This window comes from Zhongshania sp. (assembly GCF_029212375.1).
Lineage (GTDB): Bacteria > Pseudomonadota > Gammaproteobacteria > Pseudomonadales > Spongiibacteraceae > Spongiibacter.
Genome location: NZ_JARGNU010000003.1, coordinates 173,748 through 200,390 on the forward strand (window position 1 = coordinate 173,748; position 26,643 = coordinate 200,390).

The 26,643-nt window shown below is 50.5% G+C and carries 26 protein-coding genes; 6 read left to right on the forward strand and 20 right to left on the reverse strand.

Features of this window, described 5'->3' with window-relative positions; translation table 11 throughout:
- Positions 1–34 precede the first annotated feature (34 nt).
- From P1U47_RS04935 to P1U47_RS04955, 5 genes are all read left to right on the forward strand, one after another.
- Positions 35–319 carry a hypothetical protein gene (locus P1U47_RS04935; protein WP_301027476.1) on the forward strand — a complete coding sequence of 95 codons (285 nt, stop codon included), beginning with the start codon at positions 35–37 and terminating at the stop codon, positions 317–319.
- The gene (rlmD, locus tag P1U47_RS04940) at positions 319–1,650 is read left to right on the forward strand and encodes a 23S rRNA (uracil(1939)-C(5))-methyltransferase RlmD (protein ID WP_301027477.1); all 1,332 of its coding nucleotides are present in this window, start codon (positions 319–321) and stop codon (positions 1,648–1,650) included. The genes P1U47_RS04935 and rlmD overlap by 1 nt, the downstream gene beginning before the upstream one ends.
- A 728-nt stretch (positions 1,651–2,378) precedes the next feature.
- Positions 2,379–2,666, forward strand: a complete 288-nt coding sequence (locus P1U47_RS04945; RefSeq protein WP_301027478.1) for a hypothetical protein — start codon at positions 2,379–2,381, stop codon at positions 2,664–2,666.
- Between the two features lie 130 nt (positions 2,667–2,796).
- Complete coding sequence (locus P1U47_RS04950) at positions 2,797–4,086, forward strand: hypothetical protein (RefSeq protein WP_301027479.1); 1,290 nt, start codon at positions 2,797–2,799, stop codon at positions 4,084–4,086.
- 95 nt (positions 4,087–4,181) lie between these two features.
- The gene (locus tag P1U47_RS04955) at positions 4,182–4,871 is read left to right on the forward strand and encodes a hypothetical protein (protein ID WP_301027480.1); all 690 of its coding nucleotides are present in this window, start codon (positions 4,182–4,184) and stop codon (positions 4,869–4,871) included.
- Between the two features lie 211 nt (positions 4,872–5,082).
- Here P1U47_RS04955 and P1U47_RS04960 read toward each other — a convergent pair whose 3' ends face one another.
- The 13 genes from P1U47_RS04960 to P1U47_RS05020 all read right to left on the reverse strand — a co-directional run bounded on the left by P1U47_RS04960 (position 5,083) and on the right by P1U47_RS05020 (position 17,519).
- Complete coding sequence (locus tag P1U47_RS04960) at positions 5,083–5,928, reverse strand: sulfite exporter TauE/SafE family protein (protein ID WP_301027481.1); 846 nt, start codon at positions 5,926–5,928, stop codon at positions 5,083–5,085.
- On the reverse strand, positions 5,918–6,112 hold the full coding sequence (gene ccoS / locus P1U47_RS04965) for a cbb3-type cytochrome oxidase assembly protein CcoS (RefSeq protein WP_301027482.1): 195 nt from the start codon (positions 6,110–6,112) through the stop codon (positions 5,918–5,920). The genes P1U47_RS04960 and ccoS overlap by 11 nt, the downstream gene beginning before the upstream one ends.
- The gene (locus tag P1U47_RS04970) at positions 6,105–8,555 is read right to left on the reverse strand and encodes a heavy metal translocating P-type ATPase (RefSeq protein ID WP_301027483.1); all 2,451 of its coding nucleotides are present in this window, start codon (positions 8,553–8,555) and stop codon (positions 6,105–6,107) included. The genes ccoS and P1U47_RS04970 overlap by 8 nt, the downstream gene beginning before the upstream one ends.
- Positions 8,552–9,172: a FixH family protein gene (locus tag P1U47_RS04975; protein ID WP_301027484.1), complete on the reverse strand. Its 621-nt coding sequence runs from the start codon at positions 9,170–9,172 to the stop codon at positions 8,552–8,554. The genes P1U47_RS04970 and P1U47_RS04975 overlap by 4 nt, the downstream gene beginning before the upstream one ends.
- Positions 9,117–10,574 carry a cytochrome c oxidase accessory protein CcoG gene (gene ccoG, locus P1U47_RS04980; RefSeq protein WP_301027485.1) on the reverse strand — a complete coding sequence of 486 codons (1,458 nt, stop codon included), beginning with the start codon at positions 10,572–10,574 and terminating at the stop codon, positions 9,117–9,119. Before ccoG ends, P1U47_RS04975 begins: the two co-directional genes overlap by 56 nt.
- 60 nt (positions 10,575–10,634) lie before the next feature.
- A complete protein-coding gene (gene ccoP, locus P1U47_RS04985; RefSeq protein ID WP_301027486.1) occupies positions 10,635–11,528 on the reverse strand; it encodes a cytochrome-c oxidase, cbb3-type subunit III in 894 nt (297 codons plus the stop codon).
- Complete coding sequence (locus tag P1U47_RS04990; protein WP_301027487.1) at positions 11,521–11,712, reverse strand: CcoQ/FixQ family Cbb3-type cytochrome c oxidase assembly chaperone; 192 nt, start codon at positions 11,710–11,712, stop codon at positions 11,521–11,523. Before P1U47_RS04990 ends, ccoP begins: the two co-directional genes overlap by 8 nt.
- A gap of 16 nt (positions 11,713–11,728) precedes the next feature.
- Positions 11,729–12,337: a cytochrome-c oxidase, cbb3-type subunit II gene (gene ccoO / locus P1U47_RS04995; RefSeq protein ID WP_301027488.1), complete on the reverse strand. Its 609-nt coding sequence runs from the start codon at positions 12,335–12,337 to the stop codon at positions 11,729–11,731.
- The gene (gene ccoN / locus P1U47_RS05000; RefSeq protein WP_301027489.1) at positions 12,334–13,767 is read right to left on the reverse strand and encodes a cytochrome-c oxidase, cbb3-type subunit I; all 1,434 of its coding nucleotides are present in this window, start codon (positions 13,765–13,767) and stop codon (positions 12,334–12,336) included. Before ccoN ends, ccoO begins: the two co-directional genes overlap by 4 nt.
- 107 nt (positions 13,768–13,874) lie before the next feature.
- Complete coding sequence (locus tag P1U47_RS05005; RefSeq protein ID WP_301027490.1) at positions 13,875–14,486, reverse strand: Yip1 family protein; 612 nt, start codon at positions 14,484–14,486, stop codon at positions 13,875–13,877.
- Positions 14,487–14,637: 151 nt separating this feature from the next.
- A complete protein-coding gene (gene fnr / locus P1U47_RS05010; RefSeq protein WP_301027491.1) occupies positions 14,638–15,390 on the reverse strand; it encodes a fumarate/nitrate reduction transcriptional regulator Fnr in 753 nt (250 codons plus the stop codon).
- A 145-nt stretch (positions 15,391–15,535) separates the two neighbouring features.
- Complete coding sequence (gene hemN / locus P1U47_RS05015; RefSeq protein ID WP_301027492.1) at positions 15,536–16,948, reverse strand: oxygen-independent coproporphyrinogen III oxidase; 1,413 nt, start codon at positions 16,946–16,948, stop codon at positions 15,536–15,538.
- Position 16,949: 1 nt separating this feature from the next.
- Positions 16,950–17,519: a hemerythrin domain-containing protein gene (locus P1U47_RS05020; protein WP_301027493.1), complete on the reverse strand. Its 570-nt coding sequence runs from the start codon at positions 17,517–17,519 to the stop codon at positions 16,950–16,952.
- A gap of 185 nt (positions 17,520–17,704) precedes the next feature.
- On the opposite strand from P1U47_RS05020, the gene ppk2 reads away from it, so the two are divergent.
- Positions 17,705–18,457 carry a polyphosphate kinase 2 gene (gene ppk2, locus P1U47_RS05025; protein ID WP_301027494.1) on the forward strand — a complete coding sequence of 251 codons (753 nt, stop codon included), beginning with the start codon at positions 17,705–17,707 and terminating at the stop codon, positions 18,455–18,457.
- Between the two features lie 40 nt (positions 18,458–18,497).
- Here ppk2 and P1U47_RS05030 read toward each other — a convergent pair whose 3' ends face one another.
- The 7 genes from P1U47_RS05030 to P1U47_RS05060 form a co-directional block, all read right to left on the reverse strand.
- A complete protein-coding gene (locus P1U47_RS05030) occupies positions 18,498–19,637 on the reverse strand; it encodes a class I SAM-dependent methyltransferase (protein WP_301027495.1) in 1,140 nt (379 codons plus the stop codon).
- Complete coding sequence (locus P1U47_RS05035; RefSeq protein ID WP_301027497.1) at positions 19,638–20,531, reverse strand: tyrosine-protein phosphatase; 894 nt, start codon at positions 20,529–20,531, stop codon at positions 19,638–19,640.
- Between the two features lie 154 nt (positions 20,532–20,685).
- On the reverse strand, positions 20,686–21,738 hold the full coding sequence (locus P1U47_RS05040; RefSeq protein ID WP_301027498.1) for an oligopeptide/dipeptide ABC transporter ATP-binding protein: 1,053 nt from the start codon (positions 21,736–21,738) through the stop codon (positions 20,686–20,688).
- Entirely contained in the window at positions 21,735–22,736 is a 1,002-nt protein-coding gene (locus P1U47_RS05045; protein WP_301027499.1) for an ABC transporter ATP-binding protein, read from the reverse strand. Before P1U47_RS05045 ends, P1U47_RS05040 begins: the two co-directional genes overlap by 4 nt.
- Entirely contained in the window at positions 22,733–24,535 is a 1,803-nt protein-coding gene (locus P1U47_RS05050) for an extracellular solute-binding protein (protein WP_301027500.1), read from the reverse strand. The genes P1U47_RS05045 and P1U47_RS05050 overlap by 4 nt, the downstream gene beginning before the upstream one ends.
- A complete protein-coding gene (locus P1U47_RS05055; RefSeq protein WP_301027501.1) occupies positions 24,528–25,580 on the reverse strand; it encodes an ABC transporter permease in 1,053 nt (350 codons plus the stop codon). Before P1U47_RS05055 ends, P1U47_RS05050 begins: the two co-directional genes overlap by 8 nt.
- A complete protein-coding gene (locus tag P1U47_RS05060; RefSeq protein ID WP_301027502.1) occupies positions 25,577–26,608 on the reverse strand; it encodes an ABC transporter permease subunit in 1,032 nt (343 codons plus the stop codon). Before P1U47_RS05060 ends, P1U47_RS05055 begins: the two co-directional genes overlap by 4 nt.
- Positions 26,609–26,643: the final 35 nt, after the last annotated feature.

Genomic DNA, 26,643 nt, shown 5'->3' on the forward strand with positions numbered 1-26,643 from the left:
AAATACGGCCAAATTAAAGAGAATAGTGTGAGTGATGCGAAAATATAGCCATAGCTTGGCGTTGGGGCTGTTAAGTGCCGCGCTATTTACTTGCTCGCTGGCGCTACTGGCGGAAGAGGAGGCGGCGTTGCCAGTGGTGAAACTGTCACCACAAATTCGCAGCAGCGCTCCGCAAGGCGAAGCCTACGCCGACCTGGATTGTGAACAGTTATCTGGCGTAAAAGCAGAATCAGCAGGCCAACAGCGTGCTTTGGCGGCTCGAAAACAACAGTGTCTGGAGCAATACCGGCAGTTTATCCCCAATACAGGTTTGCGTTAATGAGTAAGCAGCGTCACCACATCAACACCTTTAAACCAGCTAAAAAGCCGAAGCCTGCCCTAGACACCGCCGTACTAAAATTGCATATCGACAGTTTGGCCGATGACGGCCGCGGCGTAGCCCGTCACGACAATAAAGTGGTTTTTGTTGGTGGGGCACTGCCTGAAGAAACCGTCGATGCCCAATACTTTCGCCGCCACAAGCGTTATGACGAAGCTAAGTTGCTTGCCGTATCTACTCCGGCCGAGCAGAGAGTTGACGCGATTTGCCCTGTTTACCAGCGCTGCGGCGGCTGCCAATTGCAGCATTTAAACTACCCCAGCCAAGTGAGCTTTAAGCAACAGCGTCTGCAGCGGGTATTGGCGGCAGCGTCTGCTAATACCGAGAGCGCTACCTTGCCTGCGGCAATCACCGGCTCAGAACTTGGCTATCGTCACCGCGCGCGCCTTAGCTACCACAATGGCGTTTTAGGGTTTAAAGCGCAGGCCAGCCATGACTTAGTTAAAATTGAGCACTGCCCCTTGTTGGCAGCGGAATTGAATGGGGTTTTAAGCCAAAGCACCGCAGCCATCGCCGAGTTTTTGGGCGACAAAGCGACGGCAGAGGTGGTGTTAAGCCTAAGTGACGATGGCCGCGTAGCCCTAAAAATAAAGAAAGAAGGCTTTGTCGATGCAAAGCGCAGCGCGGTTTTGGCAGAGCAGCTAGTCGCCCCAGCGTTTTTACACAGCATTGAAGGCAGCAAAGGCGCAGCTTGGCGGGGTGAAAACGCGCCCCTTATTTATCCGGTGAGCGAAACGCTGTCGCTGCCATTTCAGCCCAGCGATTTCACTCAAGTAAATATCGCGGTGAATCAACAAATGATTCAGCAGTGCATGGCATGGCTAAAGCCCGAGACAGGCGAGCTAATCAGCGACTATTTTTGCGGCCTGGGTAATTTCAGCTTGGCCTTGGCCAGTGCAGGAGCGCGCGTTATTGGCGTTGATGTTGGCGAGGCCATGTTGCGGCGCGCCAGCCAACAAGCGAAAACACTGGGTTTAGCGATTGAATACCGCAACGCCGATTTATTTGATGCTGAAAATATTGTTTTAGATGTCGCTAGCCACAAGGTGCTTCTCGACCCACCCCGCGCTGGCGCCAAGGCGCTGTGCGAAGTGTTGGCGCAAAGTAAAACCGTGCAAACCATTGTTTACGTCTCTTGCGACCCAGCGACATTGGCGCGAGATTTAGCAATATTGCAGGAGGGCGGTTTTGTAGTGGCAGATGCCGTAGTGGCAGATATGTTCCCGCAAACGTATCACTTGGAAAGTTTGGTGCATCTAATTCGCAATTAAGCAGCCCTAGGCAGGGGACTTATTCTCGGCGTGACTCTGCGATAATCTGGTTACCTGATTGCGCTTAAGCATCCGAATTGTCAGTAGCGGCTGCTCTGCACGCATCCCCGTTGCGGCAAACCTTTATTCTTAACACCAAGGTCGCTATTCGGGGAAAATGCCTGTGCCGTATTCTAGGCTTCATACCTTGCCATTTTGGCCCCTAGGCGCCATCACCCTGAGTTTCCTATGTCGTCACGCTGAACTCCCTACATCGTCATTCTGAACTCCCTACATCGTCATTCTGAACTCCATACATCGTCATTCTGAACTCCATACATCGTCATTCTGAACTTGATTCAGAATCCATATACCACCGCACTAATTCAATCTGCAAAAGCAGATGCCGGATCAAATCCGGCGTAACGCCATTGCCACACTGGCAGCAGTCGCTGTTTCCGCGCCATCGAGCAAATTGAACAAGAGAGTTCTTCCCATTAACACATTGGCGAATCACTTAACTCATTGAACTTTATAAAAAACGCGATATGATCAAGGGAAAGGAATGCTTGGCAGAAATAAAGGGAAGTAATCTTCATTTGACCGCCGCTCGCTAATAGCGAAGCCGTCACATCATTGAATTTCCTAGAATTTTTCAATTAATGTTAAAGCCCGCTCCTTGATAAGGGGGCCAAAGTGATATATGGCGCGAGTCGTCATAACAAAACTGTTAAGCAAATGGAGCGCATATGACAGAAGATTCATATTTAAAGCAATGGACAGAGCTAAAAGAAGGGAGCGGCATTGAAAATGCTTCATTTATTTCAATAAAGCTATTCATCACTGGAGCTTTTCTCTCGATCCTAGTTGCTTTGCTAATATTCTTCCAAGTCCATTCTGCTTTCGTTGCAATAGTATCTGTAGCTATCGGCTGGGTTATTGCAGAAAGAAATGCATTGTTGTCAAAAATTGCGTTATGGCCAAAACTAGAGAAGTATCTCAATTGGGAATTAATATATGAGCATGTTTCAAAATAATCTCTTAACAAGTTTGTCCAGTTGACGTTTTGGTCTTTGCTCCGTTTTGGGGTGGCCTCGCCACTTTACCCCAAAACTCCACTACAACCAAAACGCAACTGACAAAAGCGTTATAAGTCAGAGAGAACTCGTGGGTAAGAAGAGCCGTATCTCCGAAAATTACTCGATAGCGGAAATGCTTCAGCTGATCGAGGCCGCTGGAAGTATTGAAAGCCTATACCGTTCAATTCCGCTTCTGCAGCGTGTATTTCCGGGGTTCAAAGGGACAGCGGACAAACTGGCAGAATTGAAGGAACAGGCAAAAGACATGCTAGTGCCTGATCGGTTCAATGATCTGTTTTCTTCAGTTGGCTGGATCGCGTACGAGTCTATGAACCTTCAGACGATGAAGGATGCGATCACCATCTGTGAAGGCGGCGGCCTTGACGCCGCTGAAGTGTTTTTGGCCGAGTCCTATGATTCAGAGACCCTGAAATGGGGAATTCAATGGTTCAATGGGCATCCCGAATTTCGGAAGAGAATCCGTCTGGCTGAACTTGCTAGAGACGACTATCTGCAAGGGAGGTATCACGCATGTGTGCCGCTGATTCTCAGTTTGCTCGATGGGTTGGTCACGGACGTTTCGAAGCATGTCGGTTTTTTCGCTGAAAACGCTGATCTCACTGCATGGGATTGCATTGCAGCCCATGAATCTGGGCTTCAGTCGCTTGCATCGTTGATGACAAAGGGTCGGAAAAAGACAAATGAGCAATCGGTTTCCGTTCCTTATCGTCATGGCATTTTGCACGGTCGCGAACTCGCGTTTGATAACCGCATAGTTGCAGCAAAGTCGTGGGCTGCTCTTTTCGCAGCAAGGGATTGGGCGATAGTAATATCCAAAGGAAAGAAAGAGCCTAACCCACCCCGTGAACCGACATGGAGTGAGCTGTTTGCGTCGGTCCGTAAGAACCAAGAGTTCAAGCGGCAAATTGATGAGTGGAGCCCGCGGGCAGCTTCAGAGTTGGAGCATTTGCCCCACAGCGGTGCTCTAGAAGCATTGCCTGAAGAATCTCCAGAGCGCGCTGTTGCGGAGTTTATGGACAATTGGTCAAACGGACGGTTCGGGCCAATCGCAGATGCTCTTCTTTACTTCACTGATACGACAAAAGGGAAAAAGGCTGGCCTTGCTAGGCAAGACTTCGGTGAGCGACGGCCAAATTCATTTCGCATAACTGGCGTTGAGGACCAAGCCTCATCTGCTGCTCAAGTGCAAGTGTCAGCTGTATTTGATGGGGTTGCAGGCTCCATTGAAATTGAACTTGGCGTCAGAGCAATCTATCAAGGCGAAAACAACGACCCGCTGGTTCGCGGCGATCCGAACGGAAGCTGGCGAATCGTGCAGAACTCATTTAGCTCGGTGCTGTACCGTGCTGATTTATAACAAATCGCTGCAGCTGACGTCTGACCCGCCGCCTACTTTTGCTGTCGCAAAAGTAGGCGGCGCCTCAAACGCAGTGGAGCGCAGGCGTTGAACATATGGATCCAAAGAAGCTATTTATTGACGACCGTCTGAAGGGGATCTGCACTTATTGCGGAGGTGTGCCGAATTCACGTGACCACATCCCGTCAAAGGTTTTATTGGATGAACCGTATCCGGAAAATTTGCCAGTTGCTGAATCATGCGCCTCCTGCAACCAAGGATTCTCGGCTGCCGAAGAATATCTCGCCTGTCTTATTGAATGCGTGATACATGGTACGACAATTCCAAACGAAAATTTTAGGCCGAAGATATATGCCACTCTCAACGCTAGACCATCGCTTGCGAGTAGAGTTGAGAAAGGAAAACAAATAGATAGCAACGGAAATATAGTATGGCAGCCGGAAAACGAGTGCGTTGAAGAAGTTATTTTAAAACTTGCCCGTGGTCATATTGCTTATGAACTCGCCATTCAGCGTGTTGACGATCCAGAATTCATAGAGATTCTCCCGTTGCCTGCAGCAACAAGAGAGCAGCAAGATGATTTTTTATCGTTACCTGCCAGTCATCTGTATCCAGAGATTGGCAGTCGTGCATTTGTGAAAGTGCTTACCGGTAAACCTAGTGCTTTTGAGAATTGGTTTGTTGTTCAAAACGACAGGTATCAATATGCCGTAGGCCAATCCGAGGGGGACTGGGTGAAAATAGTAATAAATAACTATTTAGCTTGCCATGTCGTATGGAGCTAAGAGTGTATAGCAATCGCAAGCACACGGATCAAATTACCGCTGCACTACAATTTTCTCTGTGTTGCGGGCGTTATCCTCATAAAAAACTAATACTACTGATCTTATGTCTATGCTCAATTTCGGCTTTTCAAGTCAGCGCAGGAGAGATTATTTGACAGACTTGGTTAAAACCGAATGTGTCGAGCCGCTTAAGTAAATTAACGCCGTTATATTATTGGTGAATCGCGCTGTGGTTATGCTCGCTATTTGGCTGGTGAGCGCTTTTATGAATAAGCATTGTGTATAGCGGGTAGAGCGCTAAGACGGTCAGCAGACCGGCAAAGCCGTAGCGGGTGAGGGGCTTTTTTAATGCGCAGCGCAGGCCGCCACTCAAACTGCCGATGCTTAATACCGCTGGTGCGGTACCCAAGCCAAAACAGGCCATGAGTATTGCCGACTGTATCGCACTGCCGCTCAGTGCCGACCACGCGAGGGCACTGTATATAAGCCCGCAGGGTAAAAAGCCCCACAAACCGCCAATGGAGATGGCTTTGGCGGGCGAGTCTACGGGAATAAAGCGTTTGCTTACGGGTTGTAATTTCTGCCAAACGCGGCCGCCTAGTTTTTCTAACATCATTGCGATACGGCTCCAGCCGGCGACAGACAGCGCCATAATAATGAGCATGACACTGGCGAGTATCCGCAGTGCTTGGCTGATAGGCATGAGATGCGCCGCCGCTAATGAGTCTGCCGTTGCAACGGATCCGCCAAGGATGGCGCCGAGGAATGCATAGCTTGAAATGCGGCCGAGCTGAAATAGTAGGCTGTAGTAGATGCTTTGCAGGCTGTTGGATGATTTGCTTTTGGCAATTAATACGCTGCTATGGTGTTGTGAAAGGTGTTGTGGGTGGTGTTGTAGAACGTGTTCTGGAGCGCGTTGAACCGGCGCCGCGGTGCTTGAGGCGCCCAGCAAACCGGCGATACCGCCGCACATAGCTACACAGTGGGGGCTGCCAACTAAACCCAGTAAAAATGCTGCTGAGTAACTTAATGCCTCGGGGATTACTTCAGGCATCATTGTCTGAGTCTCGCTTGGGTTGTGGTGCTGAATTGCGCGGCTTGGTGTCTTCGTCAAACAAGATACGCTCGCCTTCGCGATCTAAATCTTCAAATTGCTCATTGCCCACCGACCACCAAAACAAAAATACGGCCAAGCCAAAAAAGACCAAAGCGATGGGTAATAGAATCATTAAACTAGCCACGATGTACCCCACTTGCTGCGAGCGAGTTAAGCGCTTGTGGCTTGGCCTCGGGCAATTGCAGACGGTCGTTATTGCGGGTGGTGCCGATTCGCAGGGCATTTAACACCACCGCTAAGGAGCTAAGTGACATACCCAGCGCCGCCAGCCACGGCGGCACCAAACCCATGGCCGCTAGGGGAAGGGCGAGTAGGTTATAGAGTAGCGCCCAACTGAGGTTTTGTATCAAAATACCGCGGCTTTGTTTGGCTTTGCTAAACAGGGTGGCGATACTTTGTAGGCTGTTATCCAGCAGCACCACATCCGCTTGGGTGCGGGTTAATTGGCTGGCGCTGCTCATGGCTACCGAGATATCGGCACCGGCAATAACAGGGGCGTCATTAATGCCGTCGCCCACCATCATGACCACGGCGCCTTCGGCTTGTAGCTTTTTAACATGAGCGAGTTTTTGCGCTGCACTGCGGCCAGCTTGAAAATCTTCAATGTTGAGCATGCCGGCAATTTGGGCCACTTGCCCAGAGTTGTCACCGCTGAGTATTTGGATTTGCATTCCGGCGTCTTGCAAACTTTGCACTAGCTCTGCGGCGTCGTGGCGAATTTCATCGGCGAGTTGAAAGTGCGCTAATAACTGGGTGTCGTCGGCGAGATAAACATTGAGATGGGGGCTATCATGCTTTGGGTTTACACCGCAAAACGCGGCACTGCCAATGCGGTAGTGGCGGCCATTGATACTGCCACGAATTCCCGATCCGCTGAGTACTTCGCCGTTTTCTAGGGTGAATTCAAGGTCTGCTTTGTGTTCGCAATGAAAGGCGTGGGCAATCGGATGTTGTGAAAGCTGCTCTAGGCTGGCGGCGATCCGGCGCGCCGTGGGTTCATTTATATCGCCAAATAAACGACAAGATAAAATATGTGGGCGTCCTTCTGTGAGGGTACCCGTTTTGTCAAAGATAATGTGACTGACATTGCGCAACTGTTCTAACACGCTGCCATTTGTTAAGAGTACGCCGTGTTTGCCCAATGTTTTAATCGCAGCGGTATAGCTGGCGGGGGTTGCCAGCGACAGGGCGCAGGGGCAGCTAACAACTAATACCGACAGCGCAATAATAAACGCTGAGTCGCCGTCGTGGTTGAACCAATAGGCAAAACTGACGCCGCTTATTAGCATTACCAATAGCACAAAATGGCTAGCTAAGCGGTCGGCCAGTTGCGCCACGGCGGGTTTGCTGGCTTGGGCTTGCTCAAGCAATTCAGCAATTTTAGCCCAGCCGGTATTGGCCGCGATGGCGCTCACTTCAATGTCAAGGTTGCCATCGATATTGCCGCTGCCCGCCATAACGACGTCGTTTGGCCCGCAGTTGGTGGGCAGAAATTCGCCGCTAAAGGCGCTGCTTTCCACGCTGCTTTGGCCGCGACGAATAATGCCATCTACCGGTATTACTTCGCCGGCATGAACATTGATAAGCTCGCCTACCGCAAGTGACTTCACCGATGTCCACTCAAAACTACTGCTGCCGAGGCGAGAAATTTTACGCGCTGATAATGGCAGCGAGCCGCCGCAATGCTGGTACTGGCTGACCCGCAGTTGCAAATAGCGGCTCAGGAGCAGAAAAAACGTGAACATACTAATAGTGTCGTAATAGACGTGTTCGCCCTGATTTACTGTCGCAATCACGCTGCCGATGTACGCCGCGCCTAAGGCAATGGCAACAGGTACGTCCATACCCAAATGCTTATGGCGTACAGATCGCCACGCGTTTTTGAAAAACGGTTGCGCGGCGTAGAGTAGCACCGGTGTGGTAATCAGCAGGCTAAATAGCCTGAGCAGGGTGCGGGTGCTGTCATCGATGCCTTGAAAGTCGCCAGCGTAAAGGCCGATGGCAACCATGCCAACTTGCATCATGCCGATGCCTGCGACACCTAAGCGCCGGAGCAGGCCGTCCATTTCCTCTTGCAATTGACTGTCGCGGTTAGTCGCCGACCAAGGTAGGGCTTGGTAGCCAAGGGTACTAAAAGCGGTGAAGAGTGCGCTGGGTTTAAGCTTTTCTGGATTCCACTTCAAGGTGGCAACGGCATTTTGCAGGTGCACGCTAATAGATTCGACGCCGTCAATGTTTTGTAGATGATGCTCAATTAACCACGCACAGGCGGCGCAGCGCAAACCACCAACACTAAAGCGGCTGACCCAATATTGGTCGTCGCGGCGGGAAAATTCTTCGATTAGGGCGAGATTGTCAAAGCGACGGTAATCGTCATTGCCCTCGTTGGGCGTTATGGCCGTGCCAGCGCGCAGCCGGTAATAATCGCTCAGTCCGGCAGTGAGAATACATTCTGCAACCGCTTGGCAGCCACCGCAGCACAGTTGTTGCTGCTCATCAGCAATGCGTAAAGTGAAGTTGGCGCCGGTGGGAATTGTTTCACCACAGTGGTAACACCTCGCGCTCATTTCGCCTCCGAGCGGCTGCTCTGGTCATCGCTTAGCTCGCCCAGAGTGAATTGCTGCGTGTGGTCAGTGTCAAAGTGTGACTTTAGTCGCCAACGACTGTCCTTGTTGTCGAAGGATTCCAATGCCAAATACCAACGCCCTGAAACATCTTGCGGGAGCTGTCCGCTGTAATGGTTCGCGCCATTATTAATGAGCACAGTTTTAAAATCGCGGTCTTCGCTGGTGGGGTGTTGCCAGCGTAAAAGCAGATGTTTGTAGCTGGGGAGGGTGGTACCGCGCAGCGTGATTTCAATATAGCCCTGTGCTAGTTTTCCTGTTGCGCTGAGTTGCATTAGGCGCGCGGCTTCATCTTGTTCGAGGTAACGGTTTATTGCTAAGCCATCTTTGTAGTAATCGTCGCGCACGAGGTTGTCGCCGTGGGTTATGGCGATGACTAAGGTTGAGATACTGGCGATAACAACGGTGCCAGGTAGGGCAATAAGGAACCAAGGCCAAAATTGCCGATACCACTTACTCGGCTCATTGCGTTCGTTTTGCATATAAAAATCCATCGCGTTGAGCTTATTCGGCAGGGGCAAAAAAGCGACTTTCATGGCTAACAATGTCGTCTTCGGCATCTAATCGTTGCGCCTGAAATTCAATGTTAAATGGGCCGCGCACTTGTTGCTGAGCTGCCAGTCGCAGGGTGATGGGAATATCAACTACCTCGCCACTCAGTATTTGAAACTCCACCGAACCGACGAGTTCAACGGTGTGCGGCGCGGATACAGATAGCTGATAGCGATGGTTGTTTTGAGTTTTATTCGCGACTTTTAGGGTGTATCGATTGTCGATATCACCTTGCTCGGTTTTGTAATACAGCGCCTGACGGTCGCGCAGCACACTGAGTTCGATAGTTTCGCGAGCCACTATGCGGTAGGCCAACAGGCCACACATTACTACAACCGCAACAATGTAGGCTATTAGGCGGGGACGCATGATTTTAGAAGGCTGGCCGTTTAAGGCGTTCTCGGTTGTGTAGCTAATTAAGTTCTTAGGGTAGTTCATTTTTTCCATAACGGAGTTACAGGCGTCGACGCACAGGGCGCAGCCGATACATTGGTATTGCAGGCCATTGCGAATATCAATGCCCGTAGGGCAGACTTGCACGCACAACTCGCAGTCGATGCAATCACCTAGGCCGACATCCGCAGACTTGTCCGTGCGTTTGCGAGAACCCCGCTGCTCACCGCGCTTAGGGTCATAGGAAATGATCAGGGTGTTCGGATCGAACATGGCAGATTGAAAACGCGCGTAGGGGCACATGTACAGACAAACTTGTTCGCGCAAATAGCCAGCATTGCCGTAGGTAGCTAGGGTGAAAAACGCAATCCAAAAGCCAGCCCAGGGGTTAACAGAAAAGGTGAAGAAGCTGTAGCTGAGATCTAAAATAGGGGTGAAGTAGCCAACAAAGGTAAAGCCGGTATAAAACGCCACCGTTAACCACATGCTGTGCTTAAGAACTTTCTTCGCAAATTTGTTTGCGCTCCACGGCGCAGCATCTAATTTGATACGCTGATTGCGACTGCCCTCAACTTTTTGCTCAATCCACATGAATATGCTGGTCCACACGGTTTGCGGGCAACTAAAGCCGCACCATACCCGCCCCGCGAAATTGGTTACCGCGAATAAAGTAAAGGCCGCGATGATAAGCACCCAAGCGAGCATACTCAGATCTTGCGGCCAAAATGTAAAACCCAATACATGAAATTGCCGAGCGGGAAGATCGAACAGCACCGACTGTCGGTCGCCCCACTGCAACCAAGGTAATAGAAAATAGCCAGCCAACAGCGGCCAGCCAGTTAAGGTTCTAATGCGTTGGAAAAAACCTTCGATCTTACGGGTGTATATTTTTTCTCGCTTTTGATAAAGATCGAGTTCCGATACTTCCGCAGGAACGAACTCTTCAACAGGAATTCGATCAGGGCTGTTGGCCTTGTCTGATGTGAGCCGTGCGGAAGCGGAATTTTCTGCATTCATACTAAGTTTGTCTCGGCAGTGCTGCATTCATGGCTGGTCGCGAATCGCGGTTTTTAACAATCAGGGTTTACTGTCATCTACAGATTTGCTCAGCTGATACACGTAGGCGGTTAACAGGTAGATTTTTTCTTCGCTGAGTTTGTCGTGGTGGCTCGGCATTTGTCCGCTACGCCCCTTGGCAATACTTTGTTTGATCCGGCCAGCATCGCCGCCATATAACCAAATATTGTCGCTCAGATTAGCGGCGCCCAGCATTTGATTGCCGCGGCCATCAGCGCCGTGGCACCCAGAACACAGCATCGTAAACTGTTGCGCGGCAGGGCTGTCGCTGTCCGCTTTGGCACCACCCAAATTCATAACGTACTCGGTCATTGACGTTAATCCGTCGTTGCCGAGCATAGCGCCCCAAGCGGGCATGCTGCCGCTGCGTCCTTGGGTAATGGAGGCCCGAATTTGCTCGGGCGCGCCGCCATACAGCCAGTCCTTGTCACTGAGGTTTGGAAACCCATAGCCGCCCTCGGCATTTACGCCGTGGCAGATTGCGCAGTTATTGGCGAATATTCGTTTGCCAAGCCGCATGGCTTTTTTGTCGTCGCCAAGGGCTGGGATGTCTTTGCTCATAAAGTCTTTATAAAGCGACTCGGTGGCGAGTTCGGCTTGTTGAACTTCGTTTTCCCATTTGCCAACCGAGGTCCAGTGCAGCAAACCAGGAAAATTACCTAAGCCTGGATACGCTATCAAATAGCCAATCGCAAATACGATGCTGGCCACAAACATTTTAAACCACCACGAGGGAAGGGGGTTGTCGTACTCTTCAATGCCGTCGTAATTGTGTCCCGTAGTTTGGTTTTCTTTGGTGCTGGTGATCTTCCGATTACTAAATAATAGCCACGTAATAAGGGCGATAGAGATAGTTGTTAGAACAATGATCCACATACTCCAGAAACTACTCATTGTGGTTCTCCACGTCTTTTGTGGCTGGTTTGCGCTTGCGCTCGATATCGTCGTCGGCAAAAGGCAATAGTGCAGCATCTTCAAAATAATTTTTGCGGCTTTTGCGGAATACGCTAATGCTTAAGCTTATAAAAGTGATAAATACCAGCAGTGTTGCAATTGCTCTTAGGTTGTCTTGGTCCATGGTTTCCGTCCTCCGCCTAGCGTTTGTATTTGAGCAGGGTGCCGAGCTGCTGCAAATAGGCCACCATGGCATCAATTTCTTTTTTACCTGCTACTTGCTCTGCGGCGCCAGCGATGTCTGCGTCGGTATAGGGCACGCCGACTTTGCGTAATGCAGCCATTTTCTTGCCGACCATGTCGCCTTCTATCTCGTTATTAAATAGCCAGGGGTAAGCGGGCATGATGGATTCCGGCACAACGGCGCGAGGGTCAAATAGGTGGGCGCGATGCCATTCGTCGCTATAGCGTTCGCCGACTCTGGCCAGATCTGGCCCAGTGCGTTTTGAGCCCCACAGGAAGGGGTGTTCATAGACACTTTCACCCGCCACAGAGTAGTGACCGTAGCGTTCTGTTTCAGAGCGCATAGGGCGGATCATTTGCGAGTGACAGACATGGCAACCTTCGCGAATATAAATATCACGGCCGGTTAGCTGCATTGCATTAAGGGGTTTTAATCCCTTGATAGGCTCGGTGGTTTCTTTAATAAATGCTAGAGGCACTAGCTCGACTAAAGCGCCAAAGCTAATAGCAATAATGATGAAAATTATCATTAAACCAATATTTTTCTCTACGAGATCGTGATTCATGCCGCCACCTCCGCTGGGCTATTAGCTACTGCAAGTGCTTCGCCATTACGAATGGTTTGCCACACATTCCATGCCATCACCAACATGCCGAACAGGAATATACTGCCGCCAATGAAGCGAACAATGTAACCAGGGTGGCTGGCCACCACCGATTCTGCAAAGCTATAGGTCAAGCTGCCGTCGCTGTTATAAGCGCGCCACATTAAACCTTGCACAATACCGTTAACCCACATGGAGGCGATGTACAGCACCGTGCCGATGGTCGATAGCCAAAAGTGAAAATTAATCGCCGGAATACTGTGCATTTTTTCTTTTTCGAACAATACCGGTATTAGGTGATAGATGGTGCCGATAGAGATCATTGCCACCCAGCCCAGCGCGCCTGAGTGCACGTGGCCAATAGTCCAGTCTGTGTAGTGCGAAAGTGAATTGACGGTTTTAATCGCCATCATTGGGCCTTCAAATGTCGACATGCCGTAGAAAGAGAGCGACACAACAAGGAAGCGCAGAATGGGGTCGGTACGCAATTTATGCCAAGCGCCAGATAAGGTCATCATGCCGTTGATCATGCCGCCCCAAGACGGCGCTAGCAGGATCAGTGACATCACCATGCCAAGGCTTTGTGCCCAGTCGGGTAGGGCGGTGTAATGCAAATGGTGGGGGCCAGCCCAAATGTAAACTGACACCAGCGCCCAAAAATGCACGATGGATAAACGGTAGGAATACACCGGCCGCCCAGCCTGCTTGGGTACAAAGTAGTACATCATGCCTAAGAAACCAGCGGTTAGGTAAAACCCAACAGCGTTGTGGCCATACCACCACTGCACCATGGCATCGACCGCGCCAGAGTAAATAGAATAAGACTTAGTTAAGCTAACCGGCACGGCCAAACTGTTAACAATATGCAGCACAGCCACGGTGATGATAAAAGCGCCGAAAAACCAGTTGGCTACATAAATGTGCGACATGCGGCGTTTCATGATGGTGCCAAAAAAGACAATGGCGTAGGCGACCCAGACGAGGGTGATAAGAATATCAATTGGCCATTCTAATTCAGCGTATTCTTTTGTGCTGGTGTAGCCCATTGGCAGCGTAATGGCCGCCAGTACAATAACCAGTTGCCAGCCCCAAAACACAAAGGGGATAAGTGGACCGCCAACTAGGCGAGCTTGGCAGGTGCGCTGCACAACATAGAAAGACGAACCCATTAGTGCACAGCCGCCAAAGGCAAATATTACGGCGTTAGTGTGCAGGGGGCGAAGTCGTCCAAAGCTGAGCCAAGGGGTGTCAAAATTTAGCACTGGCCATATCAGTTGGGCGGCAATAAGCACTCCCACGGACATGCCGACAATACCCCAGACGACTGCCATGACGGTGAACATTTTTACCGCGCGATAATCGTAGAGAGGTTGTGGGATTTGAGAGTCCATTTGGATTCCTTTGGATTTAAGGTTAAAAACTATTTGCGGTCTGTATCGCCGCATCTGATAGGGATGCCGCTCTTGCCGTGTGGCTTAGTTGGCGTTAGATTGCGGCCTTAGCCGTCTACAAAAACCGGTGCAAGGCCCATCTCCCAAAGAATGACAACACCGCCCATTAGCGCCATAAATATCACCATGCACACCCCGACAACGGCAGAGGCATAGAGAAAGCCGCGCTCGGCAGGAATATTCATCACAATGGGGATGCCCACATAAAGCAGGTAGACCGCCCAGCTTAGGCTGGCAATACCGACGAGCATGTCTAGCCAAAAAATTGGAAAGAAGCCTGAGAGTCCGGCAATAAAGAGCGGCGTGGCGGTATAGCTCGCCACAACCATGCCTTTGGTCATGGTCGACTCGCTGCCATAGGTTTCGGCCATCCAGTGAATGAAATAGCCGATAATCGCCAGCGCGCCGAGCATGGCTATGTAAAACGCAATAACAATCCGCAACGCACTGGCAGTGGTGAGTAATACCTGCTCGCCATCGCCGACGCTCCAGCCGATTACGGTGGTGCCGTAGTACCACGCTAGACAGGGGCCGATCGCGAGTAGCATGGCGTACAGCAATTTGCTGGACAGCGCTGAATTTGGTAGGCAAGCAACTGCATGCCACTGTTTATGGGGGGATAATAAAAATCCGAGGGGATTGCTGACAAAATTAGCCACGGTTTGCTCGCTTGCGCTCATCCAATGATAATTGGCAAGATAGCAAAACTATAATGACCGCCAGTTGATCTACGTCAAATAGAACGAAGCTTTTGAATTAATTGGCTTTATTGGGCCGAAATTGCGGCGGGAGAACCGCCGCAGAGTTGAACTAATGGCCGAGGGCGGCAATGTGCTTAAGGGCTTCGATATCGAGTACGGTGAGTTCTTTTTTATTAATTTCAATCAGCCCCTGCTTTGCAAAACGGCCGAATACACGGCTTACCGTTTCGATGGTCAGACCGAGAAAATTGCCGATGTCGGTACGCGACATGGGTAGCCGAAATTTTAATGGCGATAAATTGCGGCGCGCATTACGTGCAGAAATACTCACGATTAACGAGGCGAGTCGCTCCTCGGCCGTGTGTTTGCTCACGAGGGTGATATGTCGTTGATCTTCAACAATTTCTTGGCTTAGTAGCTTAAAGAAATGTTTTTGCATATTGGGGAGCTTGCCGCTCAAATCTTCAATATTGGCGAAGGGAATCTCGCAAATAGCGGATACTTCCATGGCCAACGCCGAGCTAGCGTAGCGATTGTGGCCAATACCGTCCATGCCGAGAATTTCGCCAGGCAAGTAAAATCCAGTAACTTGTTCCTCGCCGCTATCCGATACGCTATACGCTTTTACGGCACCAGATCGCACCGCAAATATCGATGTAAAGGTGTCGTTTTCGCGGTATAGGTGCTGACCTTTCTGTAGTGGGCGGCCGCGTTGCACAATCTCATCTAATTGCACTATTTCGTCTTGGGCTAAGGCCAGCGGCAAGCAAATGGCACTGAGTCGACAACTAGTGCAGTTGATGGCCGCATTGTGGGGACAGTTCTTGTTTGATGGCGCGTTCGGCTCGCTGACGGCTATCATGGTAGGCATTCCCTTATTGGCTGTTTAGTAACACGGGATAATACCTACTCTTACTCACTTTGTGTTCATAATTCAAGTTTTTAGCTTAACTAAAAATTATTCTTGTAGATTTTGGAAACGGTATAAAACTAATGTCAGCAATACCTTAAAGCGTTTTTGAGTAACTCTGCATTTTGCTGTTGAGATATTGATCAAACACCATACAGATATTCCGAAGCATCATGCGGCCCGCTTCGGTAACGGTAATACCCGCGGGTTCGATGACGAGTAAGCCATCACCTTGCATCTCCTCTAACTTCGGCCGCAGTTCGGCGAACTTTTCCCAAAATAGTGCATTGAATTTGGTCGCGAAAACGTCTGCACAAACGCCAAGGTTGCATGCTAACTCCATAATGACATAGGCGCGTATTTGATCTTCGGCAGATTTGATTAGCCCTTTGTCAACGGGAAGTTGGCCCGCGTCTAATCGCCAGTAATAATCAGCCAGATCCTTGCTGTTTTGAGCGTAACAATCGCCAATGGCGCTGATGGCAGATACGCCAATTCCAAGCACATCGGGCGCGAGAGCGGTCGAGTAGCCCTGAAAATTACGCTGTAAATGACCTTCTTTTTGGCTGCGGGCGAGCTCGTCCCCTGGCAGCACAAAATGATCCATGCCGATGTAGGTATAACCAGCGGCGAGCAAGCGCTCGGTGGCTAGGCTGAGCATGGCGAGCTTTTCGGCGCTGTTAGGTAAGCTGTGTCGCTCAATGGCTTTTTGCGCCGGAAACCGCGCAGGCATGTGGGCGTAGTGATATAACGCAATGCGGTCGGGTCGCAGCGAAATTACATCATCTAGGGTGCGATTTAAGGTTTCGCAGTTTTGTAGCGGCAAGCCGTAGATAAGATCGAAACTAATAGAGCTGAAGCGATAAGCTCTGGCGGCACCAACCAGCTCTATAACTTGTTCGGTGCGCTGCACCCTGTTTATGGCTTTTTGCACCTGCGGATTGGTGTCTTGTATGCCAAAGCTTAAGCGGTTAAAACCCAAGCCTCGCAGCAGTGCTAATCGATCTGGGTTCACCGTGCGCGGATCAATTTCTATCGAGTATTCGCGGTGTTGGCTGTCGTCTAACTGAAAGTGGCTTGCCAGTAAATGAATTAGCTCGGTAAGTTCTGCATCATCTAAATAGGTTGGTGTACCGCCGCCAAAGTGCAATTGTGTCACTTGTCGGTTAGCGCCAATACGCTTTGACAGCAGGCCAATCTCGATGGCGAGATGGTCGAGATATTCGCGGACGACTCCCGCCTTTTTGGTAACCACCTTATTGCAGCCGCAGTAGTAACACAGCCATCGACAGAATGGGATGTGCACGTACAGTGACAATGGCGCCGGATCGGTATTGGCAATATCAAGATACTGTTCGTAATTGGCGCTTGTAAATTGCTCACTAAAGAGCAATGCGGTGGGGTAGGAAGTGTATCGCGGCCCCTGGGTACTGTATTTGGTAATTATGCTGGGGTCTATTTCAAACCCTGTGCAAGGCGGCTGAACAGTGGCTTGCGTGAGACTCTCCATGTTAGTGTAATCCGCGACTTGTTAATATATGGTTTTGATTAAGTTGGTCTGAGCGGCAGATATAATCTATCTGTTTTAGATCGCCTTGGTTTACAGGATTTTCTCTGAGTATACCGTTAACAATCTGCCAGTCTTGTTCATTGAAACGTGCAGAAATCGCGTCAAAAATATTTCGCTCATCGTGAATATGGGCAATCTGTTTGCTGCAGTAGTGACGGCTAAGCTGCAATACTCTTAGCGATGGCCTAATATCTGCCTCCCGAAACTCGCTGTAAATCAGCGCTAACTGGGTACTGAGGGCTTCAAGACGAGGATGCTCATTTAGCAGCTTTTGTACCGCCGAACTATTTATATGGTCTTTCGTTAACAGTTGCTGAAACAATACATCTTCGGTTGGGTGGTGCCATACCTCAGGGTAAACTTGAATATAATCGAGTATGTCCAAAATGCGATCACAGTTGGCCGTGCCTTTGTTTAAGCCCGTTAATTGATTTATTTCCTTACTTAGCAAATACATCATTCGCAAAATACGCTGATGATCTTGCTCTAATTGTTCCAGTAAATATTGCATGGCCAGTGCTCTCTCTGTATTCGCAGATAAACGGTGGTGGTGTGTATCTAATATGAGTCGCGAATTTAGCAAGTTAGTGTTTGAATGGGTTTGATGTGAATCAAATGGCCGGTCGTTAGTTGGTCGCGCCTTGATAAGCTCGAAAAGTCAGTACTCTTCATTTTGCGCCGAGGATCGGACAAATCATGGAACATTACAAAGCTACATTGCGTGCCTTGCAAATAGAGTTAGTTAAATTACAACGCCATTTTATTGCCTGTAACAACCGTATACTGGTGATCGTAGAAGGCCGCGACGCTGCAGGTAAGGATGGGGTGATTAAGCGCATTGTTCAGCATTTAAGCCCACGAGAAACCCGCGTTGTTGCCTTAGGTAAGCCAACCGTGCGGGATGAGGCTACTTGGTATTTTCAACGCTATGTACCGCATTTGCCTGCATCTGGAGAGTTCGTGATTTTTAACCGCAGCTGGTATAACCGCGCTGGGGTTGAACGCGTTATGGGCTTTTGCGACGAAGAAGATTATCAGCGATTTTTTAGAATGGTCGCGCCCTTTGAGCATATGTTGCTCGATTCAGGTATTCAGTTGCGAAAATATTTTTTGGATATTGATAAAACCGAGCAAGAAGAGCGATTTCTCGCCCGCGAACAAGATCCGCTTTCGAATTGGAAAATAAGTCCTATTGATCGCGAGGCCCAGAGCAACTGGGATAATTACAGCCAAGCGCGCAATGAAATGTTGCGGCGCAGCCACAATGATATTGCGCCTTGGGTTGTTATTCGCGCGAATAACAAAAAGGCGGCGCGGATAAATTTACTTAAAGATCTGCTGTCCAGCCTAGATTACGACGATAAGGACGAGCAACTTTTGCAAGTAGATACGACTGTTATTCAACGTTACAAACCAGAAATGTTGGATACCGGATTTTTGGCCGATTAGTGTTGGGCCTAAGTTTTTAGGCCCTTTATGGCGTATTTACTTAGCTATTCGACGGGCTGGTTTTGCGCGCCACTAACACCACAAATTTGCTGTCTGAGTTAATGGTTTCGCAGTTGCCAAATAGCTTTTTCAACAGCACATGGTAGCCGAGGTGACGATTACCCACCACACAGAACACGCCATTATTGGCCAAGTGGTGAAAGCTATCGCGGAACATTTGACGGGCAATTTGATCGCCAACATGGTGATCTTGATGAAACGGCGGATTGCATAGGATTAAATCAAATGGGTCGCCGGTATAGCCGTAGAGGCAGTCGCTGGCGCTAAATTTTGCATTGGTCTCGCCGAGGTTGCCGCTAACATTTTGTTTGGCGCTGTCGATGGCGAGAAAGGAATCGTCAAAGAAATGGACTTGCGCCGTTGGCCATTGTCGCGCTGCGACTATGCCCAGTAAGCCATTGCCGCAGCCCAAGTCCGCCAAGTGTTGCGGCGGGTCAAGCGTATTTAAGCTGGCAATTACCATCCGGCTGCCTTGGTCGAGCTTGTCGCGTGAGAACACATTGGCGCGGTTTATGATTTGTAAATTAACTTCCGTTAAATCTAATGTTTTGCTGTCGGCCTTATTCGGCGCGGTGATAAAATCGCCTTCAAGGAATATTAGGCGGGCTTTTTTACGCGCGAGACTGGGCTTGGCTATAGCAATAGTACTGGCAAAAGCAGCCACAATATTCTGGTCTATATGACGCGCCATGGCCGCGCCAATAAACTGTGCGCCGGTGCTACACAGTGGCGCGAGTATTTGCAGTTGATAATTTAATAGTGAACGGCTTTTGGGTAGCCGATATAAGATTAAATCGAATTTACCGGTGGGCGCAATGGTGGCGGGAATAAATGTGGGTGCCGCTTTGTTGTTGCGCGCCGCGTTTTCGGTGGCGCAGAGTTGGCTAATCGCAGAGTCGGCCCACAAATGACATTCGTAAGCTGCCAGCGCTGTGCTCAGGCTACCAAAGCTGTCATTGACGATTAGTATGCGTGTCTCACTTGGCAGGTCTAGCTCGGCGAGATGCGCTAGCAGGTAGTCATCGGCAGCGTCCCAGGCTTGTAGCGTTTCTCTTGGGCGGAAAGGGCGGCGAAACAAGGTGAGTTCGCCAAAGGCCGATTTGAAAGTGCGTGTTTCCATTTAATTAGCCTGCTGGGGTTCGAGTAAAAGCTCACGCAGGCGCGCGCACTGGGCTTCCCCAAAGCCTAGGCCGGTTTCGAGGTAGGTGGCAAAATCGCCGTATTCTTCATCAATAGTCAGAAAGGCTTCGTTTAAAAAGCGGGGCTGCACTTTAAATAAAGTGCGCACCGCGTCTTGATTGATTTGATGCAGGGTGGTTTCACTAACGTGGTGAACAATACGTTCTATTCGCTTGGCGGTGTAGTGATTGGTGGCGAGGTAGTCTTGCATAATTAGCTCGCTGGGCACGCCCACAATCCGCATTAATAGCGCTGCCGCTAAGCCGGTGCGATCTTTACCCGCGGTGCAGTGAAATACTTGGGGAAAGCTACCGTCTTCTAGGAGTGAGTGCAGCCATTTTTTATACACTGGGGTAAAGCGCTCAATCATTTCCCGATTGGCTTCAATTAAAAATAGCGCCATGTCTTCGGCGTTAACGTCTTCTTCCACCAAGCGCGCGGTCACTTTTTCTATTTGCGCCGCTTCAACGGTAACGGGGTGCGGTGCGATGACAATTGCGCTGTTTGGCAGCAAACTATGAGGCGCGTCAAAGCGTTCTTCGTCAGAGCGGAAGTCAATAATTTTACGGAGCCTTAAACGCTCTAAAAAATGTTGATCCTGCTCAGACAACCCTGCCAATTTATCGGCGCGATACACCATTCCCCATTTGATCTGCATGCCATCTGCGGTGGTGTAGCCACCTAGCTCACGGAAATTATGCATATTGTCAAAAGTGAGTTTGCGCAGTGCTTCGCGCTCACCGAAGTGGCTCTCTACGGGGATCGGGCGGAGCGCAGCATCGATCGATTTGATATTGAGCGCGGGCAGCGATTTTATAATGTCGATGGGGTTCATAATAGGAACTTGCGACCTTTAAGCATTTTTAGGGATAAGCAGGGCTTAACGCAGCGGCGTCGCCGAATTTTGGCGGTGAAGTTTACCGCGAATAAGGGGGGAAATGGACCAAAACTGCCCGCCAAGACTAATTAAACGTCAAATAGCATCAACATTAAGCCGATTGCTTGGCGATAATTTCCGGCCAGAAGTGACAGGCCGTGAGGTGTTGGCTGGCGTCGCTCGCCTGTAATACTGGGGCTTCACGCTCGCAGCGTTCTTGCCGATGTGGGCAGCGGGTGTGAAAACGGCAACCAGGTGGTGGCGCAATCGGCGAGGGTAGGTCGCCGCTAATTTGCGCTTCAAGCGGCGATGCTTCGCCGAGGCGAGGTATCGACGCCAATAGGCCTTGGGTGTAAGGGTGTCTGGGGCTGCTGTAAATAGACTCGGCATCTGCAATCTCGACAATCTGCCCTAAGTACATTACGGCGATGCGGTCGCTCATATGGCGAACTACGGCTAAATCGTGGGAGATAAAAATAATACTGAGTTTGAGCTTTTGCTGAATGGCTAACAGCAGGTTCAAAATCTGCGCCTGCACGGACACATCGAGTGCCGATACGGCTTCGTCGCAAATCAGAATTTCTGGCTCTAGGGCGATGGCCCGCGCAATGCCGATACGCTGGCGCTGGCCGCCGGAAAATTCATGGGGGTATTTGCTGGCGGCAGACGGCGGCAGACCGACCATGGCGAGCAAATCTGCCACCCGCTGACGACGGCTATCGCGATTGCCGATCTTGTGTATAACGAGGGGCTCTTCAAGAATAACCTCCACGGTGTGGCGGCTGTTGAGGGATTCGAAGGGATCTTGAAAAATCATTTGCAGGGCGCGGCGGTATTGGCGCATTTCGCGATCAGACAGGCCGGCAATATCGGTGTTGGCATAAATAACCGAGCCTGCGGTGGGCTTGTGCAAATTAAGCAGCGCTTTGGCGAGGCTGCTTTTACCACAGCCAGATTCACCGACGAGGCCAAGGGTTTCACCCTGGTATAAGTCAAAACTGACGCCGTCGACTGCACGCAATTTGGCGCGCTGACGCTGGAATACGCCGCCACCTTGACTGAAGTGGAGCTGGAGATTCTCTACGGTGAGAACAGCTTTGTCTCCAGCCATATTCGTCGCTAAATCACTTGCTGACGCCCTTGCTGAAATCGTATTTGACGTCATGACGAAATCGATCTCCATAAATGGCAGGCAACACTGGCTTGCTCACTGCTTTCTAGTTGATCATTACTGGCTTCAGCAACAGGGTCGCTGCGTTTGCAAATGTCTTCTGCAAAGCGGCAGCGGTTGGCAAAGCGGCAACCCGCTGGCATATTTTCGATAGAGGGCACTTGGCCCTCTAAACTGAGCAGTGGCGATTTTGGCGGATGGCCCGCGCCAGGTAAGGCGGCAAGCAGGCTTTGGGTGTAGGGGTGGCGAGGCGTGCTAAATAGCGTAGCGGCGGGTCCGTATTCAACAATTTTTCCCGCGTACATCACCGCGATATGGTCGCTTAGCTGGGAGACCAGTGCGAGATCATGGGTGATAAACAGCATGGCCATGCCATTCTTTTCTTGCAGCTTTTTCAGTAGCCGTACAATTTGCGCTTGAATCGTGACGTCGAGCGCGGTGGTCGGTTCGTCGGCAATCAATAATTCTGGCTCGCAGGCCAAGGCCATGGCAATCATAACCCGTTGGCGCATGCCCCCCGATAATTGGTGTGGGTAGGCGTTTAGGCGCTCTGCTGGGGCGGGAATGCCCACCTCAGTTAGCAGTTCTAATACCCTAGCGCGCTGTACTGTACGCGACTGCTGGGGGAAGTGCAGTTTAAGTACTTCCATAATTTGGCGGCCAATTTGCTGCACGGGATTGAGCGCGCTCATGGGGTCTTGAAAGATTACCGCGATTTTATGGCCGCGAATTTGGCGCAATGCTTTTGGGTTTAGCTGGGCTAGATCGTCACCCTTAAACAGGATTTTACCGCCGCTGCGCAGCGCCTGGGGCTTGGGTAGCAAGTCGAGTATCGCCATGGCAGTAAGGCTTTTTCCGCAGCCCGATTCACCCACCAAGCCCATGGTTTGGCCGCTGGCGATGGCAAAGGAAATAGCGCTAACGAGTTCGCGCTGCACGCCATCGTCGCCGCGAATCGCGACCCGCAATTGCTCTACCGATAATAAGCTCATGGCGCGATTACCCAGGTTTTATCGATGATTAATTCTGGGGGCAACGCGTCGCCATGACTTTTGGCCTCAAGAATGTTGCGGCGTGCCTCTTGGTCTATCCAGAATAGGCCGCCGCTGCCACCGAGGGGGTCGAACAGGGAGTCGCTGGTGCGGGTGCCGTCGTGGGCGGGTAATTTTAGCCAGCGCCAATAGGCTTCGCGGGTATAGGGCACTTTAAAAGTGGGGATAAAAGAGCCTTGATCGTGAATCATTTGCTCTAGCTCGTGGGCAAGCTTAACGCGACCAGCTTTGTCGGTGCCCTTGCGGTAGGCCATGATTTTAGCATCCATCACCGGATCGTCGGTGTTGGTGACATTATTGGTCTGGGATTTATGGGCATTTTCTGAATGATAAAACTCCCAGTAGGTCGGCGATAAACCGCCGCCAGACCAGCCCATCCACGCCGCTTGATGTTTGTTTTCCATGATTTGTTTAAACGCGGAAGAGGGGTCGAGTAATTGCAGTTTGAACTCGATTCCGGCCTTGAGCGCTTCTTGGCTCAGAATGACTAAGCGGTCGTTGTGGCCGCTATTGTAATAGGTAATGCGAATGCTCAGGGGCTGGCCGTCTTTGGTGCGGATGCCGTCTTTATTGCGTTGCTGCCAGCCGGCTTTATCAAGGTATTCGCCAGCTTTTTTAAGGTCGAACTCACGGGCGCGAATTGTGGTATTGGTGTAGTCGCCGTAGCCGTCGTGGGCGCTTTGCAGGCGTTCGTAGTCGCCGTGTAATACGGTGTTGATTACCTTGTCCACGTTTAGCGCGTGGGCAATGGCGTAACGCACATTTATGTCGTTAAGGGGCGTGGCATCTTCGTTGAGGAATAGGCCGCTGATGGGTTGGGGAACATCATTGTAAAATTTAATTTTGCCAACATAGCCGTTCTCGTAAATATCGCCCTGGGCTTTTTTATGCCAGAAACGAGGCATGAGTAGGGGGAAATTATCCAGCTCACCCTTGCGAAAGTACTGATAGGCAATGTTGATGTCGCGAATGAGCTTTACCCGCAAATGATCGGGGTTGTAGCGGTATTTAAAATAGCGCTTGTCGTTAGCCCACCAATCTTTTTTGCGGGTGAACTCAATGTATTTACCCTTGCGAATCTCGCTGATGATATAAGGCCCAGTATTGGGTTCGACGCGCCAGTTGTAATCCTTTACCCAATTTTCGTCCAATACATGGAAGTGCTTTGCGACCGGCGATAGTCCGTACTCAAATAGCATTTCATCTTGGGGTTTGGCAACTGCGCCCTCGATGCCAATGGTGTAGTCATCGTACTTGGCGATGCCAGTAATCACCTCGTTGAAATGATTGTTATACCACGGCGCCAGTATAAATTTAGAACGCATAAACTCTAGGGCAAACAGGTAGTCGTCGGCGGTTACGGGTTTGCCGTCTGACCAGCGCGCATCGGGGTCGAGGCGAAAATAGATGGTGTGGCCGTCGTCGCCAAAGGCCCAGTGTGTTGCCAGCTCAGGTAGGGGCTGCAGGGTATTGGGGTGAATGCCTACCAGCCCTAAGTTGTTTGCCCGCATATAACCGGCAAAGCTGCCATTGGAATCTGGCCCAACCAGCCTGAGGGTTAAGGGGAAGGTGGTGACAAAGGTGCGATAGCGTCCGCCGCGCTTGGCGGCAGGATCGGCAAAGATTGGGTCGCTAAGATTGGTTTGCCAATTAAGCTCAGCAGGCAGTTCTTTAGGCAGTGCTAGCGCGAGGTTCGCGCTAAAAACCGTGAGTAATAGAAAGCTTAAAAATTTATTCATAATAGCTAAATTGCCTTGGATCATAGGCATCGCGAATGGCTTCGCCAATATAGGCGACTAACATCAAAATAAGGGTCATGGCGATAACCACTGAGCCAACCAGCCACAGCGATTCTAAGTTCTCGGTGCCCTGCTTGAGGAGTTCACCCCAGCTTGAAACCGGTGGCGGCAAGCCAAAGCCGAGGTAATCCAATGCAGTGAGGGAGGTAATGCCAGAGGCAACCGAGAAGGGTACAAAGGTCACCAAGGTCGACACGCTATTGGGTAAAATATGACGGAACACAATGCGGCTGCCCGAGGCGCCCATTGCTCTGGCGGCCATTACATAGTCTCTGGCGACTTCTTTGTAGGTCGCGGTACGCATATACCAGGTCATGCTGGTCCAACCGAAAAAGGCCATCATAAACAGCAGGCTCCAAAAGCCTGGGGTAATGATGGAGGCGACGATCATAATCACGTACAGGAAGGGGATGTTGGACCAAATCTCGATGATACGTTGAAAGATCAAATCGAAGGCGCCACCCCAAAAGCCCATCAAGCAGCCTATGGCCACGCCAATGGCGTAATTAAAAACCAATAGCAGCAGGGAGAACACAATGGCGGTGCGAAAGCCGTAGAGTAAGCGGGCGGCTACGTCGCGACCGCTGGTGTCAGTGCCAAGGTAATGGCCCTTAGTCAGTGACGGCGCGTGCGGGGGAAAATCTCCGGCAATCAGATCGGTTTCTAAGGGGCTAAAGGGAATGATCGGCATCAATACCCAGCCGTCGCCTTGTTCGGCAAGTTGGCTCTGCAGTTGCCGGTAATTTACCTCGTAGCTGTAATTCAAGCCAAAATCTTTACCGCTATTAACCGCACTGAAGGTAGGGAAAAACCACTGATTTTCATACACCACCACCAGTGCGCGATTGTTGGCAATGAGTTCGGCGCCAAAGCTGCACAGGGTTAAGGCTAGTAGTATCCACGTTGAGTAAAAACCGCGCCGCGATTGGCGAAAACGCTGCCAACGCTTTTTAGCAACTGGGTTGCGCAGGGCAAAAATACTCATGTGCTACTGCCTCCGCCAAAGCGAATACGGGGATCGACCAACGCTACGCAAATGTCAGAGAGAATATTGCCGAGTAGATACAAGAGCGACGAGATCACCAGAATACCCATTACAATGGGATAGTCCCGCTCAATAATGGCTTCGTAGCCTAACAAGCCAATACCGTCGATATTGAATATGGTTTCGATCAAAAAGGAGCCGCCCAACAGTAGTGAGATATTATTGCCAAAGGAGGTTGCTACCGGAATGAGGCTATTGCGCAGGGCGTGGCCGCTGACGCTGGCGCTGCGGCTCAGGCCTTTGGCGGCGGCGGTGCGCATATAATCGGCAGACAGATTATCCATCAAAGCGTTTTTCATCATCAGGGTAGTAACGGCAAAGCTGCCCGCCAAATACGCGATGAGGGGCAGGGCGGCGTGATGAAAAATATCGCCGGCCTTACCTAAGGTAGAAAGATCATCGTAGTTGTCACTGGCAAAGCCGCCAAGGGGAAACCAGTCCCAGTAACCGGCAAATAAAGAGATTAAGGCAATACCAATCACGTAACTCGGTAGGGCGTAGCCCAAAAACACCACGGCAGATGACCAGCTGTCTAAGGCGCTGCCGTGGTACATGCCCTTGGCGAGGCCCAGCGGTATACAAACCAGATAAGTGAGAATGAGGGTGGTTAGCCCGTAAAATATAGAGACGGGAAAGCGTTCTTTAATGATTTGCCATACTGGGTCTTGATAGCGGGTTGACGTGCCTAAATCAAATTGCACTACCTGTTTTAGCCAGCGCACATAGCTGCTGAGCATCGGCTGATCAAAACCGTAATAGTGTTTTAATTCTTCCAGTTGTTCATCAGACAGGGTGCCGCCGCCCTGACTGCGTTGCAATGAGCCGGTTTCACCGCCGAGCTGGGCTTGAATCATTAATTGTTCGATGGGGCCACCCGGTACTAAACGGGTGATGGCGAAAACCAATAGGGTGATGCCGATAAACGTGGGGATTATCAGCAAAAAGCGGCGAATAAAGTAGCCTGTCATAAATGCAGCAAAAACCTGAGTCGGGCAACGGGGCC

What these genes read in the sequence shown, in the direction of transcription:
- ccoG (WP_301027485.1), bottom strand. Translation starts at nt 10,574, where the DNA reads ATGAATGCAGAAAATTCCGCTTCCGCACGGCTCACATCAGACAAGGCC.
- P1U47_RS05030 (WP_301027495.1), bottom strand. Translation starts at nt 19,637, where the DNA reads ATGGAAACACGCACTTTCAAATCGGCCTTTGGCGAACTCACCTTGTTT.
- ppk2 (WP_301027494.1), top strand. Translation starts at nt 17,705, where the DNA reads ATGGAACATTACAAAGCTACATTGCGTGCCTTGCAAATAGAGTTAGTT.
- hemN (WP_301027492.1), bottom strand. Translation starts at nt 16,948, where the DNA reads ATGGAGAGTCTCACGCAAGCCACTGTTCAGCCGCCTTGCACAGGGTTT.
- fnr (WP_301027491.1), bottom strand. Translation starts at nt 15,390, where the DNA reads ATGATAGCCGTCAGCGAGCCGAACGCGCCATCAAACAAGAACTGTCCC.
- P1U47_RS05055 (WP_301027501.1), bottom strand. Translation starts at nt 25,580, where the DNA reads ATGAGTATTTTTGCCCTGCGCAACCCAGTTGCTAAAAAGCGTTGGCAG.
- P1U47_RS05040 (WP_301027498.1), bottom strand. Translation starts at nt 21,738, where the DNA reads ATGACGTCAAATACGATTTCAGCAAGGGCGTCAGCAAGTGATTTAGCG.
- P1U47_RS04955 (WP_301027480.1), top strand. Translation starts at nt 4,182, where the DNA reads ATGGATCCAAAGAAGCTATTTATTGACGACCGTCTGAAGGGGATCTGC.
- P1U47_RS04945 (WP_301027478.1), top strand. Translation starts at nt 2,379, where the DNA reads ATGACAGAAGATTCATATTTAAAGCAATGGACAGAGCTAAAAGAAGGG.
- ccoP (WP_301027486.1), bottom strand. Translation starts at nt 11,528, where the DNA reads ATGAGTAGTTTCTGGAGTATGTGGATCATTGTTCTAACAACTATCTCT.
- ccoO (WP_301027488.1), bottom strand. Translation starts at nt 12,337, where the DNA reads ATGAATCACGATCTCGTAGAGAAAAATATTGGTTTAATGATAATTTTC.
- P1U47_RS04970 (WP_301027483.1), bottom strand. Translation starts at nt 8,555, where the DNA reads ATGAGCGCGAGGTGTTACCACTGTGGTGAAACAATTCCCACCGGCGCC.
- P1U47_RS04990 (WP_301027487.1), bottom strand. Translation starts at nt 11,712, where the DNA reads ATGGACCAAGACAACCTAAGAGCAATTGCAACACTGCTGGTATTTATC.
- P1U47_RS05020 (WP_301027493.1), bottom strand. Translation starts at nt 17,519, where the DNA reads ATGCAATATTTACTGGAACAATTAGAGCAAGATCATCAGCGTATTTTG.
- rlmD (WP_301027477.1), top strand. Translation starts at nt 319, where the DNA reads ATGAGTAAGCAGCGTCACCACATCAACACCTTTAAACCAGCTAAAAAG.
- P1U47_RS05045 (WP_301027499.1), bottom strand. Translation starts at nt 22,736, where the DNA reads ATGAGCTTATTATCGGTAGAGCAATTGCGGGTCGCGATTCGCGGCGAC.
- P1U47_RS05050 (WP_301027500.1), bottom strand. Translation starts at nt 24,535, where the DNA reads ATGAATAAATTTTTAAGCTTTCTATTACTCACGGTTTTTAGCGCGAAC.
- ccoN (WP_301027489.1), bottom strand. Translation starts at nt 13,767, where the DNA reads ATGGACTCTCAAATCCCACAACCTCTCTACGATTATCGCGCGGTAAAA.
- P1U47_RS04960 (WP_301027481.1), bottom strand. Translation starts at nt 5,928, where the DNA reads ATGATGCCTGAAGTAATCCCCGAGGCATTAAGTTACTCAGCAGCATTT.
- P1U47_RS04975 (WP_301027484.1), bottom strand. Translation starts at nt 9,172, where the DNA reads ATGCCGAAGACGACATTGTTAGCCATGAAAGTCGCTTTTTTGCCCCTG.
- P1U47_RS05035 (WP_301027497.1), bottom strand. Translation starts at nt 20,531, where the DNA reads ATGAACCCCATCGACATTATAAAATCGCTGCCCGCGCTCAATATCAAA.
- P1U47_RS04935 (WP_301027476.1), top strand. Translation starts at nt 35, where the DNA reads ATGCGAAAATATAGCCATAGCTTGGCGTTGGGGCTGTTAAGTGCCGCG.
- P1U47_RS05060 (WP_301027502.1), bottom strand. Translation starts at nt 26,608, where the DNA reads ATGACAGGCTACTTTATTCGCCGCTTTTTGCTGATAATCCCCACGTTT.